At 66.7% G+C, this 13,549-nt stretch carries 11 protein-coding genes; 7 read left to right on the top strand and 4 right to left on the bottom strand.

Annotation, left to right across the window (positions count from 1 at the left end):
• Nucleotides 1-66: 66 nt before the first annotated feature.
• Complete coding sequence (locus FFS23_RS18625; protein WP_137899772.1) at nucleotides 67-723, bottom strand: prolyl hydroxylase family protein; 657 nt, start codon at nucleotides 721-723, stop codon at nucleotides 67-69.
• Between the two features lie 80 nt (nucleotides 724-803).
• Between FFS23_RS18625 and FFS23_RS18620 the strand changes: the two genes are divergently transcribed.
• Genes FFS23_RS18620 through FFS23_RS18605 form a run of 4 tightly spaced genes read left to right on the top strand, consistent with a single transcriptional unit; the run spans nucleotide 804 to nucleotide 5,479 of the window.
• The gene (locus FFS23_RS18620) at nucleotides 804-1,730 is read left to right on the top strand and encodes a bifunctional riboflavin kinase/FAD synthetase (protein WP_137899771.1); all 927 of its coding nucleotides are present in this window, start codon (nucleotides 804-806) and stop codon (nucleotides 1,728-1,730) included.
• A gap of 57 nt (nucleotides 1,731-1,787) precedes the next feature.
• Entirely contained in the window at nucleotides 1,788-4,574 is a 2,787-nt protein-coding gene (gene ileS, locus FFS23_RS18615) for an isoleucine--tRNA ligase (RefSeq protein ID WP_137899770.1), read from the top strand.
• A complete protein-coding gene (gene lspA / locus FFS23_RS18610; RefSeq protein WP_038666936.1) occupies nucleotides 4,567-5,076 on the top strand; it encodes a signal peptidase II in 510 nt (169 codons plus the stop codon). Before ileS ends, lspA begins: the two co-directional genes overlap by 8 nt.
• Nucleotides 5,069-5,479 (top strand): DUF3035 domain-containing protein, encoded by a 411-nt coding sequence (locus FFS23_RS18605; RefSeq protein ID WP_137899769.1) that lies wholly within the window; start codon nucleotides 5,069-5,071, stop codon nucleotides 5,477-5,479. The genes lspA and FFS23_RS18605 overlap by 8 nt, the downstream gene beginning before the upstream one ends.
• Nucleotides 5,480-5,520: 41 nt before the next feature.
• Here FFS23_RS18605 and metC read toward each other — a convergent pair whose 3' ends face one another.
• The 3 genes from metC to FFS23_RS18590 form a co-directional block, all read right to left on the bottom strand.
• Nucleotides 5,521-6,723: a cystathionine beta-lyase gene (gene metC, locus FFS23_RS18600; RefSeq protein ID WP_137899768.1), complete on the bottom strand. Its 1,203-nt coding sequence runs from the start codon at nucleotides 6,721-6,723 to the stop codon at nucleotides 5,521-5,523.
• Nucleotides 6,713-7,567, bottom strand: coding sequence for a 3-mercaptopyruvate sulfurtransferase (sseA, locus tag FFS23_RS18595; protein WP_137899767.1), 855 nt, complete (start codon nucleotides 7,565-7,567; stop codon nucleotides 6,713-6,715). Before sseA ends, metC begins: the two co-directional genes overlap by 11 nt.
• A 64-nt stretch (nucleotides 7,568-7,631) precedes the next feature.
• A complete protein-coding gene (locus FFS23_RS18590) occupies nucleotides 7,632-9,176 on the bottom strand; it encodes a cryptochrome/photolyase family protein (RefSeq protein ID WP_171009549.1) in 1,545 nt (514 codons plus the stop codon).
• Between the two features lie 29 nt (nucleotides 9,177-9,205).
• Here FFS23_RS18590 and queF point away from each other — a divergent pair, with 29 nt between their 5' ends.
• From queF to FFS23_RS18575, 3 genes are all read left to right on the top strand, one after another.
• Nucleotides 9,206-9,652, top strand: a complete 447-nt coding sequence (gene queF, locus FFS23_RS18585; protein WP_137899766.1) for a preQ(1) synthase — start codon at nucleotides 9,206-9,208, stop codon at nucleotides 9,650-9,652.
• 123 nt (nucleotides 9,653-9,775) lie between these two features.
• The gene (locus tag FFS23_RS18580; RefSeq protein WP_137899765.1) at nucleotides 9,776-12,046 is read left to right on the top strand and encodes a glycosyltransferase; all 2,271 of its coding nucleotides are present in this window, start codon (nucleotides 9,776-9,778) and stop codon (nucleotides 12,044-12,046) included.
• A 55-nt stretch (nucleotides 12,047-12,101) separates the two neighbouring features.
• Nucleotides 12,102-13,385: a glycoside hydrolase family 130 protein gene (locus tag FFS23_RS18575; RefSeq protein WP_137899764.1), complete on the top strand. Its 1,284-nt coding sequence runs from the start codon at nucleotides 12,102-12,104 to the stop codon at nucleotides 13,383-13,385.
• Nucleotides 13,386-13,549 lie beyond the last annotated feature (164 nt).

The raw sequence follows: 13,549 nt of genomic DNA, 5'->3' as shown, positions 1-13,549 counted from the left end.
AGATGTGTATAATATACAGTCAGTGCTGCGCACTGCCACCTTCCCCTGGCGGGGGAGGAATTGGGATCACGCCCACACCCGCTCGCGATACCATTTGGTGATCACGTATTTCACCCCTTCGCGTACCTTCATCCCCTGATGCAGCGTTGCCGGGTTGAGCGACCCGTCGGGCCGGCGGTTGTTCCACGCGACCAGCTTCCCCGTTTCCGGCTGGATGATCTTGTCGGCCGCCTTGAAGCGCGTCGCGCCGCCCGCCTCGGGCGCGTTGAGATAGACCATCACCGTCCACGTCCGGTTGCCCGCCACCGAGCAATAGCGGTCGAAGTCGGCGCCCTGCGGCTCGAAATAGTCGGTATGGCCCTTGAATTCCTGCCCGACCGCATAGCGCTGGCCCTGCAACGGCTCGCCGTGCGCGGGGTCGAGGCCGGTGAACGCGGCCAGCCGCGCCTCGACCGCCTGCACTACCGGGTCATCGGCCGACAGGTCGCCGGTCTCGCTGGTGCGAAAGGCGGAATCGCCATTGGGGTCGGCGATCGTCGAGGGGCGGCGCACCGCGTCGATCCGCTCGATCAGCGCGTCGCACAGCACCGGTCCGATGAAGCCGCGGGCGATGAACAGGTCGAGCTTGGGACTCGGCACCTTCTGCACGCCGGCTTGCGACAGGATGCGGGCGACGATCGGCTCCGGCGTCAGGCCGTTGCCGAGGGAGGGGAGGGTGGTCATGGCACGATCTTACTATAGCGTCAGCCTATGTCGCCAGCCGCCTGTTGCTCCGCGGCGGCGCGCGCCCTAAGGCCGCGGCGATGGAGCGGCTGGACGGTGGCTCGGCGGTGCCGTCGCATCTGGCGGGCGGGATCGTCGCGCTCGGCAATTTCGATGGCTTTCACCTCGGGCACCAGGCGGTGGTCGGGCGGGCGGTGGCGCGCGCGCGTGCCGAGGGGCGTCCCGCGCTGGTCGCGACCTTCGATCCGCACCCGGTGCGCCACTTCCGCCCCGACGCGCCGCCGTTCCGGCTGACCACGCTCGACCAGCGCGAACGCCTGTTCGCCGCGGCGGGGGTCGATGCGATGGTCGTCTTCCCGTTCGACGCGGCGCTCGCCGCACTGTCTGCCGAATCGTTCATCGCCGCGCGGCTGCACGCCAATCTTGCCGTGGCCGGGGTGGTCACGGGGGAGGATTTCACCTTCGGTCATCGCAAGAGCGGCGACGTCCGCCTGCTCGCCGAGCGCGGCCGCGCGCACGGCTTCGTCGCGGAGACGGTCGGGGCGGTGACGCTCGACGGCGAGCCGGTGTCGTCGACCCGCATCCGCACCTTGCTGTGCGACGGCGACCCGCGCGGCGCGGCGCGGCTGCTCACGCGGCCGTTCGCGATCGAGGGGCTGGTGCAGCACGGCGACAAGCTCGGCCGCACGATCGGCTATCCCACCGCCAATGTCGACATGGGCAAATATCTGCGCCCCGCCTACGGCATCTATGCGGTGACCGCGCGGCTCGCCGACGGGCGCGTGCTCAAGGGCGCGGCGAACCTCGGCATCCGACCGACCTTCGATCCGCCCAAGGAATTGCTCGAACCCTATTTCTTCGATTTCTCGGGCGACCTGTACGGGCAATCGATCGAGGTGGCGCTGATCGACTATCTGCGGCCCGAGGCGAAATTCGACGGCCTCGATGCGCTGACCGCGCAGATGGAGCGCGATTGCGCGCGGGCCCGGGTGTTGCTCGATGCTTAACCCATCTCGTTTATGCGCTTTGTGCTGACCGACACTCACGATAAGACCGCCAGACATATGACCGACGCCCCCGACACGCCGAAAGATTGGCGCGACACCGTCTTCCTGCCGAAGACCGATTTCCCGATGAAGGCGGGCCTCGCCGCCAAGGAGCCGGCGATCCTCGATCGCTGGGCGCGGATCGGCGTCTACGACCGGTTGCGCGAGCAGCGTAAGGGGCGCGAGCTGTTCATCCTCCACGACGGCCCGCCCTATGCCAATGGCGACATCCATATGGGCCATGCGATGAACAAGGTGCTGAAGGACATCATCGTCCGCAGCCAGTCGCTGATGGGCAAGGACGCGCCCTATGTTCCCGGCTGGGACTGCCACGGCCTGCCGATCGAGTGGAAGGTCGAGGAGGCGTATCGCGCCAAGAAGCAGAACAAGGACGAGGTGCCGGTCGCGCAGTTCCGCGCCGAATGCCGCGCCTATGCCGACCGCTGGGTCGGCGTGCAGCGCGACCAGTTCCAGCGGCTGGGCGTGATGGGCGACTGGGCCGATCCCTATCTGACGATGAACTACGACGCCGAGGCGGCGATCGTCGGCGAATTGCTCAAATTCGCCGAGAGCGGCCAGCTCTATCGCGGCGCCAAGCCGGTGATGTGGTCGCCGGTCGAGAAGACCGCGCTCGCCGAGGCCGAGGTCGAATATGAGGACGTCGTGTCGACGCAGATCGACGTCGGCTTCGAGATCGCCACCGCGCCCGAGGGCGAGATGCTGGTCGGTGCGACCGCGGTGATCTGGACGACGACGCCGTGGACGATTCCCGTCAACCAAGCGCTCGCCTATAATCCGGCGCTCGACTACGTGTTGTTCGAAAGCGGCGGCCGGCGGTTCCTCGTCGAGGAGAACCTGGTGCCGGCGTTCGGCAAGCGCACCGGCATCGCGCCCGAAACCGTGATCGCTCTGGTCAAGGGCAGTGCTTTGGAGGGCGCGACCGCGCGTCACCCGATGCATGCGCTCGGCGGCTTCTTCGCGCGGCCGCGGCCGTTCCTGTCGGGCGATTTCGTCACCAGCGACGCCGGCACCGGCCTCGTCCACATGGCGCCCGATCATGGCGAGGACGACTTCCTGCTGTGCAAGGCCCATGGACTGGAACCGGTCTTCGCCGTGGATGGCGCCGGCTTCTACCGGCCCGACTGGGCGTGGCTCGGCGGGCAGGGCAGCGTCATCAACAAGAAGTTCGTCGGCGCCGACGGGCCGATCTGTTCGGACCTGCGCGCGGTCGGCGCGCTGCTCGCCGCATCGGACGATTTCGCGCACAGCTATCCGCATTCGTGGCGGTCGAAGGCGAAGGTGATCTTCCGCGCGACGCCGCAATGGTTCATCCCGATGGACCGGCCGATCCTCAACGGCGGCGAGGGTGCGTCGAACGGCGCGACGCTGCGCGAGACCGCGCTCGACGCGATCGAGCACACCCGCTGGGTGCCGGCGCGCTCGCAGAACCGCATCCGCTCGATGGTCGAGGGGCGGCCCGACTGGGTCATCAGCCGGCAGCGGGCATGGGGCGTGCCGATCGCGCTCTACGTGCATCGCGAGACCGGCGACTATCTCAACGATGCCGCGGTCAATGCGCGGATCGTCGCCGCCTTCCGCGAGGGGGGCGCGGATGCGTGGTTCACCGCGGATCACCAGACGCTGCTCGGGCCGGATTACGATCTCGCCGATTACACGCCGCAGAACGACATCCTCGACGTCTGGTTCGACAGCGGCTCGACGCATGTCTTCACCGTCGAGGCGCGCTATGGCGAGGACGTCCGCGCCAATCTGTATCTCGAGGGCAGCGACCAGCATCGCGGCTGGTTCCAGTCGTCGCTGCTCGAAAGCTGCGGCACGCGTGGCCGCGCGCCGTACGATGCGGTGCTGACCCACGGTTTCGCGCTCGACGGGCAGGGGCGCAAGATGTCGAAGAGCCTCGGCAATGTCGTCGATCCGCTGAAGGTGATCGGCGAAAGCGGGGCGGATATCCTGCGTATGTGGGTCGCGTCGACCGATTATTTCGACGACGTGCGGATCGGCAAGGAAGTGCTCGGCACCGCCTCCGACGGCTATCGCAAGCTGCGCAACACCTTCCGCTATCTGCTCGGCGCACTCGACGGGTTCGACGAGAGCGAGCGGGTCGAGGTCGAGGCGATGCCCGAGCTGGAACGCTACGTGCTCACCTTGCTGGGCCAGCTCGACATGGACCTGCGCGAGGCGGCGGACGGCTATGAGCTCAACCGCTATCTGCGCCGCCTGACCGACTTCGCCAACGAGGATCTGTCGGCCTTCTTCTTCGATATTCGCAAGGATTCGCTCTATTGCGATGCGCCCGGCGATCCGAAGCGGCGCGCCTATCGCACCGTGCTCGACACGCTGTTCCATGCATTGGTCCGCTATGCCGCGCCGATCCTCTGCTTCACCGCGGAAGAGGTGTGGCAGGCGCGCTTCCCGAGCGAGGACGGTTCGGTGCATTTCCTCGAATGGCCCGAACTGCCGGCGCTGCCCGGCGACCAGCCGCTCGGTACCGACTGGGCCGACGTGCGCCGGCTGCGCACCAGCGTGACCGAGGCGATCGAGCCGCTGCGTCGCGAGAAGACGGTTCGCTCCAGCCTCGAGGCGGAGGTGACGGTGCCCGACCTGCCGCTGTCGGCCGAGGCGCTGGCCGAGACGTTCATCGTCGCGAAGGTCGACGCCGGCGAGGAGGTGGCGGTGACGCGCACCGACTATCGCAAATGCGGCCGCTGCTGGCGCCATCTGCCCGAAGTGACCGTGGACGGCGATCTGTGCGCACGTTGCGAGGATGTCGTCGCCCATGCGTAAGGCCCCGATCGCCGGGCTGCTGACCGCGGCATTGCTGTTCGTCGTCGATCAGGTGACGAAGGTGACGATCACCGACGTGTTGCAGCTCGACGAGCTGACCGCGGAGCGGACGATCACGCCGTTCTTCAACCTGCGCTTCGTCGCCAACCACGGCATCTCGCTGGGGCTGCTCCACGCCGACACGAATACGATGCGCTGGGCGCTGGTCGCGATGACCGGCGCGATCGCGGTGGCGGTGGCGGTGTGGATGACGCGCGAGCCGCATCGCGCCGACCAGATGGCGCTCGGCGCGATCCTGGGCGGCGCGCTCGGCAATATCGTCGACCGGGTGCGCTTCGGCTATGTCGTCGACTTCGCCGATCTGCATTTCGGCGACTGGCGGCCGTTCCTCGTGTTCAACGTCGCGGATGCGGCGATCACCCTCGGCGTGCTGGTGCTGCTTGTCCGCGCGCTCCTGATGCGCGACAAGCGCGACATCCCCTCGGAGAATCCCCATGCGTAAGTCAGTTCCGATTCTCGCCGGCCTCGCCTGCGTCGTCCTCCTCTCGGGCTGCGGCAAGCGCGGCTATGATCGCGCCCGGCCGGACGAATTCGCCGTCGCGCGGCAGGCGCCGCTGGTGATCCCGCCCGATTATTCGCTGGTCCCGCCGCAGCCCGGCGCCGCCCGCCCGCAGGACAATGCCTCGCAGGCGCAGACGCTCGACGCCTTGTTCGGCGGCAACACGCAGCGCAGCGCCGCCGAGAATGGCGTCGTCAACCAGGCCGGTGGCGATGCGGCCGACACCGGCATCCGCTCGTCGGTCGGCGACCCCGCGACCAACGTCGTCGACAAGGGCGCGACGACGCGCGACATCGTCGCGGCGCCGGAAGGTGACGGACAGGACGCCAAGGCGTCGGCGCAGTAACCGTTAAATCCTCCCTCGCGTCAGCGGGGGAGGAATTTAGGTTACAATTTGGCCCGGAACGCCGCCAATCCCCGCTCCAGATCGGCGATCAGGTCGGCCGGATCCTCCAGACCGATCTGCAACCGCACCATCGGTCCGGCATAGTCCCGCGGCGCCGCGGTCCTGATCCGCGCCGGATCGGCGGGGATGGCGAGGCTCTCGAACCCGCCCCAGCTATAGCCGATCCCGAACAGGTCGAGCGCATCGATCAGCGCCGCGCGCGCAGTCTCGCCGCCGCCGTTCAGCGCGAACGAGAACAGCCCGCTCGATCCCTTGAAGTCGCGCGCCCACGTATCGTGGCCGGGGCAGGAGGGCAGGGCCGGGTGCAGCACCTGTGCCACTTCCGGCCGTTCGGCCAGCCAGTGCGCGATCTCCAGCGCGCTGCGCTGGTGCTGGGCGAGCCGTACCGCCATCGTCCGCAAGCCGCGGCTGCCGAGCCAGCTGTCGTCGGGCGAGGCGACCTGCCCGAGCTGATAGCTGGTATCGCGCAGCCGCGCATAATGGCCCGGCGCCGCGGTCACCGAGCCAAGCATCGCGTCGGAATGGCCGACGACATATTTGGTCGCGGCGAGGATGGTGAGGTCGATGCCCTTCTCGATCGCCGGGAAGAACAGCGGCGTCGCCCAGGTGTTGTCGAGCAGCGTCGTCAGCCCGTGGGCCTTGGCGACCACGACGATCGCCGGCACGTCCTGCACCTCGAAGGTCAGGCTGCCCGGGCTTTCGAGGAAGATCGCCTTGGTCGCCGGGCCGATCAGCGCCTCGATCCCCGCGCCGATCAGCGGGTCGTAGAAGCGCGTCGTTATGCCGAAGCGCTTGAGCAACTGCATCGCCTGGCCGCGCGTCGGGTCATAGGCGCTGTCGACCAGCAGCAGTTCGTCGCCGGGCGACAGCACCGACAGCAACGCCGCCGCCATCGCCGCGACACCAGACGGGTAGAGGAAGGTCGCCTCCGCCCCCGGTTCCAGCGCGGTCAGCGCGTCGGCGAGGCTCCATTGCGTCGGCGTGCCGCGCCGGCCGTAATAGAGGCGGTGATGTGTGTCAGGTCGGGCATTGGCGCGCAGGTCGGCGATGCTGTCGTAGAGGATCGTCGAGGCACGCCAGACCGGCGTGTTGACGATGCCTTGCGTCCATTCGGGGCGCCGGCCGGCCTGGACGACGCGGGTCGCGTCCCCCAAAGGCCGGCCGGTCGTGGTGTCATCCGTCAACGGTTTCCTTGGCTCCCATGGCCTTGGGCGTCGAGCGATCCGCTCCCCATTCCGACCAGCTGCCATCGTAGAGCGCGGCGTCCTTGCCGAGCAAGTGCAGACCGAAAGCGAGCGTCGATGCGGTGATCCCGGAGCCGCAAGTCAATGCGATCGGCCGGTCGAGATCGACCCCCGCCTGCGCGAACGCCGTCGCGAGGGCATCGCCCCGCTTCCACGTGCCGTCGGGGTTGAAAAGACCGGTATAGGGCAGGTTCTTCGAGCCGGGGATATGACCGGCGTGCGTCGCCGGACGCGGATCGGGCTCTTCGCCGGTGAAGCGCGCCGCCGAGCGGGCATCGACCACCTGTTCGTCGCCGCTGGCGAGATTGGCCTTCATCTGGTCGAGCGTGCGGACGCCCTTGTGATCCGCCCAGACGGTGAAGTGGCGGTGGCGCAGCGTTTCCTTGCCGCTCGCCGTCTCGCGCCCCTCGGCGCGCCATTTGGCGAGGCCGCCGTCGAGGATCGCGACGTCATGTGCGCCGAAGGTGCGCAGCATCCACCACGCCCGCGCCGCGGTATGCCAGGGCGAATCGTCGTAGAGCACGATGCGGCTGCCGTCGCCGAGCCCGAGGCTCTGCATGCGGCTGGCGAACTTCTCCGCGCTCGGCAGCATCATCGGCAGCGGATTGTCGGTATCGCGCAGCTCGCCGAGGTTCAGGAACACGGCGCCGGGGATATGCGCCGCCTCATAGTCGGCAGCGACGTCGCGGCCGAGCGCCGCGTCGACATAGGTGGCATCGACGATCCTGAGATCGCTCGCACCGAGTTCCCCGGCCAGCCATTCGGTGGTCACCAACGCGTCCATCACTCTCTCCATACGTTCACACGTGTTAGTCGGGCCAACGACTGGGGAGGAGTGCCCGGCATCGTCAATAGCCGTCTTCCCCGGCCGTGTCGAGGGCCTGCAAGAATGTTGCGGCTTGCGCGCGTGTATCCTTTTGAGATTGCGCGGATTGCTTCGCCCACGTACTATATGGCATGCGCAGCCGCATGTTGCTGCCCAGCTTGTCCTCGTGGCGGGCGAGGAAATCCCAGTATAGCGCATTGTACGGACAGGCGTTTTCGCCGACGCGCTGCTTCACGTCGTAGCGGCATTTGCCGCAATAGTCGCTCATCCGGTCGATGTAGGCGCCCGACGAGATATAGGGCTTCGAGCCGAGCAGCCCGCCGTCCCCGAACTGACTCATGCCGAGCGTATTGGGCAGCTCGACCCATTCATACGCGTCGATATAGACTTCGAGATACCAGCGATGCACCTCGGCCGGATCGGCGCCGATCAGCAGCGCGAAATTGCCGGTGACCATCAGCCGCTGGATGTGATGCGCGTGCGCGGTGGCGAGCGTCTGGCCGATCGCTTCCTTGAGGCAATGCATGTCGGTCTCGCCGGTCCAATACCAGCCGGGCAATTTGCGGTGATGATCGAGGAAGTTCCGCTCGACGTAGTCCGGCCCCTCGCGCCAGTAGATGCCGCGCATATATTCGCGCCAGCCGATGATCTGGCGGACATAGCCCTCGACCGAATTGAGCGGCGCGCGGCCGGCGCGATATTCCGCCTCGGCGCGCCGGCACAGGTCGAGCGGGTCGAGTAGCCCGGAATTGATGTAGGGCGACAGGATCGAGTGCCACAGATAGCGCTCCCCGGTCAGCATGGCGTCCTCGTAATCTCCGAATTGCGGCAACGCCTTTTCGAAAAAATATGTGGCCTGTTTCTCGGCATCCGCCGCGGTCACCGCATAAGCGAAGCCGTCGAGTGTGCCGGGATGATCCGCGAACCGCTCGGCGACCAGCGCCAGCACCTCCTGCGTGACCGCGTCGGGGGCGAAGGCGTGCGGCCGCGGCATGAACAGGTCGTTCTTCGCCGGCTTGCGGTTTTCCTTGTCGAAATTCCAGCGCTCGCCCGCCGGCTGCTTGCCGTCCATCAGCAGCCCGGTCTTGCGGCGCATGACGCGGTAGAAGAATTCCATCGTCAGTTGCTGGCGGTCCTTCGCCCAGGCCTCGAACTCGGCATGGTTGCAGACGAAACGGTCGTCGCCGCGGATCTCGACGGGGATGCCGAAGACCGTCTCCCACGACTCGATCATCGCGACGACGCGCCATTCGCCGGCCTCGGTGACGACGATCCGCTCCGGGGCGTGGCGCTGGACGGCACGCGCGATCTCGCCGGTGAAGCTGCCGCTGTTGTCGGGGTCATCGAGCCGGACGTAATCGACCGTCCAGCCGGCGTCGGTCAGCGCCGCGGCATGGTGGCGCATCGCCGACAGGATATAGGCGATCTTCTGCTTGTGATGGCGGACATAGGTCGTCTCGTCGCCGACCTCCATCATCAGCACGATCGTTTCGGCCGGATCGGCGTCGCGCAGCGAGGAGAGGGACAGGCTGAGCTGGTCGCCCAGCACCGGAACCAGCGTTTTCATATCGGGATCGACATCCTACATGGCGGGGCATGACCCCAATGCACCTCGGCCAAGCCAGCCAGCTGCCCGCCTCTCCCGACGAAGCGGTGCTCGATTATGTTCCCAATCCGCGTGCCGGGACGACCTATCTCGTCCGGTTCGCGGTGCCGGAATTCACCTCGCTGTGTCCGGTGACCGGCCAGCCCGACTTCGCGCATCTCGTCATCGACTATGCGCCCGGCGAGACGATCGTCGAATCCAAGTCGCTCAAGCTGTTCCTCGGGTCGTTCCGCAACCACGCCGGCTTCCACGAGGATTGCACCGTCGGCATCGGCCAGCGCCTGTTCGACGAGATGAAGCCGCTATGGCTGCGGATCGGCGGCTATTGGTATCCGCGCGGCGGCATCCCGATCGACGTCTTCTGGCAGTCCGGACCGCCCCCGTCCGACCTGTGGCTGCCCGACCAGGGCGTGCAGCCGTATCGCGGCAGGGGTTGATCAAAATTAATCCAATATCCGGGTTGCGGTGCAACATCACTGCAACCTTTGCCGCCCGAGCGTGTTCATCTGCAGGCAAGGTTTGCGGTACAGCCGTAATGTTGCAACAGCGAAGGAACAGGCATGGGACCGACTGCGGCTAACGGAGAGACAATCCGGCATCTGGCGATGATCGGCAATTTCCTGCCCCGCCAGTGCGGTTTGGCCACCTTCACGACGGACGTCTATCAGGCGATGCGCGACCGGTTCCCGGACGTGCACGTCGACGTCTATGCGATGGACGATCATCCCGGGCGCTACGACTATCCGCCCGCGGTGACCGGCACGATCCCGCAGACCGACCTGTCCGCCTATCTGTCGACCGCGCGCACGATCGAGGCAAGTGGCGCGCAGGCGATCTGGGTGCAACATGAATATGGCATCTACGGCGGTCCCGCCGGTGAATATCTGCTCGCGCTGCTCGACCGGACGACGCTGCCGGTGATCGTCACGCTGCATACCGTGCTCGAGAAGCCCAATGCCGACGAGCGTCGCGTGCTCGAAGGTCTGTTGCGCCGCGCCGCGAAGGTGGTGGTGATGGCCGAGCGTGGCCGCGACATCCTGCGTCGTGTCTACGGTGCGGCGCCGCGGCAGATCGCGATGATCCCGCATGGCGTGCCCGATCGTCTCTTCGTCGATCCCGAGACGCTGAAGCCGCGCTTCGGCTGGCAGGGTCGTGACGTTGTGCTGACCTTCGGACTGCTCGCCCCCAACAAGGGGATCGAGACGATCATCGATGCGCTGCCCACCGTAACGGCGCGGCACCCGAATCTGCTGTATGTCGTGCTCGGCGCAACCCATCCCAATCTCGTCGCGCATGAGGGCGAGGCCTATCGCGACCGCCTGAAGGCACTGGCGGAAGAGCATGGCGTCGGCGACAATGTCGCGTTCATCGACGCGTTCGTCGAACATGACGAGTTGATCGATTATCTCCAGGCCGCCGACATCTATGCGACGCCTTATCTGAACCCGGCGCAGATCACCTCCGGGACGCTGTCCTATGCGGTCGGCGTCGGCAAGGCGGTGATCTCCACCCCTTACGTTCATGCGACGGAGATCCTCGCAGACGGCCATGGCGTGCTCGTCGATTTCCGCGATGTCGCCGCCTTCGCGCGCGAGATCGACCGTTTGCTGTCGAGCGCGCGCGATCGCACGCGGCTGGCGCAGCGGGCCTATGATCGCGGCCGGACGATGATCTGGCCGCGCCTCGCCGAAGCGACGCTGCACGAGACCGAGGTGGCGGTCGCCGCACGCCCCCGGCGTCTGGCGCAGGTCCAACAGGGCGTGCGCGCGTTGAAGCCCAATTTCGCCGCGGTGGAGCGGATGAGCGACGCGACCGGCATGTTGCAGCATTCGATCTATTCGGTGCCCGATCGCCGTCACGGCTATTGCATCGACGACAATGCCCGCGCGCTGATGCTGATGAGCGCGATGGACGACATCGATCCCGTCGAGCGCGACAAATGGACGACGATCTACGCGTCGTTCGTGCAATATGCCTGGAACCCCGACGAGCGCCGGTTCCGCAACTTCATGAACTTCGACCGGACGTGGTGCGAGGACGTGGGGTCCGAGGATTCGAACGGCCGCGCCATCTGGGCGCTCGGCGTCACTGCGCGCGACGGCAAGGACGCCAAGCACCGCGACTGGGCGCGCAACATGTTCGACGCGACCGCCAGTTTGGCGCTCGATCTGGGTTCGCTGCGCGCGCAGTCGTTCGCGATGCTGGGCGCGGCGGCGATGCTCGAGGCGTCGCCCGGTCATGATCTGGCGCGCTCGATCCTCGAACGCTTTCCGGACGATCATCTCGCGCTGCTCGCCGAGGCACGCCGGCCGGAATGGAAGTGGTTCGAGATCGTCCTTGCGTACGACAATGCCCGTTTGCCGCAGGCGCTGATCGTCGCCGGGCAGGCGCTGGAACGGCAGGACCTGATCGATTGCGGACTGGAGACGCTCGACTGGATCGTCGGCAGGCAAACCTCGCCCGAGGGGCGTTTCCGTGCCGTCGGCACCGAGAGCTTCGGCCGGCCCTATGCCGAGCCGCTGCAATTCGACCAGCAGCCGCTGGAAGCGCAGGCGACGGTGGATGCCTGTCTGGCGGCCTGGCATGCGACCGGGGATACGCGCTGGGTGGCGGAGGCGGAGCGCGCCTATGCCTGGTATCTCGGCCAGAACGATCTCGACCTGCCGCTCGCCAGTCCGGCGGACGGCGGCTGTTTCGACGGGTTGATGCCGACCGGTCTCAACCGCAATCAGGGTGCCGAATCGATTTTGGCGCTCCAACTGGCGAGTTGCGCGATTTCGGGGCTTTCAAAGTCGGTCCAAGGCGTGGCAGGGACGACCCGCGTCGCCTGATCGGTTCGGGCGGCGGCTCAGTCAACGACCCGACCGGCGAGGCTTAACAATCGCGATGGACCTGTTCACCCACCGCTTGCGGCTTCATGCCGATCCGTCCCGTGTCGTCGTCCGGCCGTTCCACATCGCGTGGGGCGGCAGGGGCGGCCCACCCAACCGGACCGAGCGTCTGGTCGGCGAAGTGCTCGAAATGTCGCCGGAAGAGGCGCGCGAGCAGCTCGAGACCGTGCTCAAGGATTTCGAGGCGCGCCATTGGCAGACGCGCCGCGTCTTCATGACGCGCTACGACGAGATCGAGGATCTGCTCGGCCTCGACGGCGCCGAAATCAGCGACGAGAAGCGCCAGCTGATCGGCGCCTATTTCTGCCACGAATACAGCTATGCCGCGGCGGCGCTGATGAATCCCAGCGCGGTGCCGCATTTCGACCAGACGGGCATGCCCGAGGGATCGATGCGCATCCTGATGAGCCTGCGCTCGGTGGGCGAGGGGCATATCTCCTCGGTTGCCTTCCGCGAGGGGATCATCACCAGCGGCAACGAGCTGAAACTCGCGCCCGAGCCGCCCTTCGCCACCGCGACCGACGTCGTCGGGGCCGGCGAGGACGAGATCCCCGAGGGGCCGGTCACCGTGTGGCGGCATCGCGATTCGACGCTGTCGGGCACCGTCATCTTCCCGATTACCCAGGCGCAGTCCAAGGGGCTTGAGGATCTGCGCATCGTGCATTTCCAGCATGAGGACGGCAGCTACGAATGGATCGGCACCTACACCGCCTATAACGGCTCGGTGATCCAGTCCGAGCTGTTGCGCACGCGCGACTTCCGCGCCTTCGACCTCGTGCCGATGTCGGGGCCGGCGGCGCGCAACAAGGGCATGGCGCTGTTCCCGCGCAAGGTCGCCGGCCAATATATGATGATCGGCCGGCAGGACGGCGAGAATCTGTTCCTGCTCAAGTCGGACAGTCTCGAGCATTGGGACGAGGGCGAGAAGATCCTGACCCCCGTCTTCCCCTGGGAGCTGGTGCAGATCGGCAATTGCGGTCCGCCGATCGAGCTCGACGAGGGCTGGCTGCTGCTGACCCATGGCGTCGGCGCGATGCGCAAATATTCGATCGGCGCGGCGCTGCTCGACAAGAACGATCCGTCGAAGGTGCTCGGCCGCACGCGCGAGCCGATCCTCGCCGCAAAGGATCAGGACCGCGAGGGCTATGTGCCCAACGTCGTCTATAGCTGCGGTGCGATCAAGCACGGCGACACGCTGTTCCTGCCTTATGGCATCGCCGACAGTTCGGTCGGCTTCGCCTTCGTCAAGATCAAGGACATGCTCGCCGCGATGGTGTGAGGGATGGCCCTTCCACTGCGGGGGGCATCCCAGTCTTCGTCATCCCCGCGAAGGCGGGGATGTGGAGTCACGTTTGAAGTGCACCGGTTGAGGCATGGAGGAATGCCTCGGCGGGGGTCTGGAAGTCGAGGCATTTTCTGGGGGTGTCGTTGAGGCGCTGTGCA

Source organism: Sphingomonas sp. 2SG (assembly GCF_005503285.1).
GTDB lineage: Bacteria > Pseudomonadota > Alphaproteobacteria > Sphingomonadales > Sphingomonadaceae > Sphingomonas > Sphingomonas taxi.
Note: the sequence above shows the minus strand (reverse complement) of the source record. Positions and strands in the feature narration are given on the sequence as shown.

Coding starts and splice junctions, on each gene's coding strand:
- FFS23_RS18625 (WP_137899772.1), bottom strand. CDS start 723: ATGACCACCCTCCCCTCCCTCGGCAACGGCCTGACGCCGGAGCCGATC.
- FFS23_RS18620 (WP_137899771.1), top strand. CDS start 804: ATGGAGCGGCTGGACGGTGGCTCGGCGGTGCCGTCGCATCTGGCGGGC.
- ileS (WP_137899770.1), top strand. CDS start 1,788: ATGACCGACGCCCCCGACACGCCGAAAGATTGGCGCGACACCGTCTTC.
- lspA (WP_038666936.1), top strand. CDS start 4,567: ATGCGTAAGGCCCCGATCGCCGGGCTGCTGACCGCGGCATTGCTGTTC.
- FFS23_RS18605 (WP_137899769.1), top strand. CDS start 5,069: ATGCGTAAGTCAGTTCCGATTCTCGCCGGCCTCGCCTGCGTCGTCCTC.
- sseA (WP_137899767.1), bottom strand. CDS start 7,567: ATGGACGCGTTGGTGACCACCGAATGGCTGGCCGGGGAACTCGGTGCG.
- FFS23_RS18590 (WP_171009549.1), bottom strand. CDS start 9,176: ATGAAAACGCTGGTTCCGGTGCTGGGCGACCAGCTCAGCCTGTCCCTC.
- queF (WP_137899766.1), top strand. CDS start 9,206: ATGACCCCAATGCACCTCGGCCAAGCCAGCCAGCTGCCCGCCTCTCCC.
- FFS23_RS18580 (WP_137899765.1), top strand. CDS start 9,776: ATGGGACCGACTGCGGCTAACGGAGAGACAATCCGGCATCTGGCGATG.
- FFS23_RS18575 (WP_137899764.1), top strand. CDS start 12,102: ATGGACCTGTTCACCCACCGCTTGCGGCTTCATGCCGATCCGTCCCGT.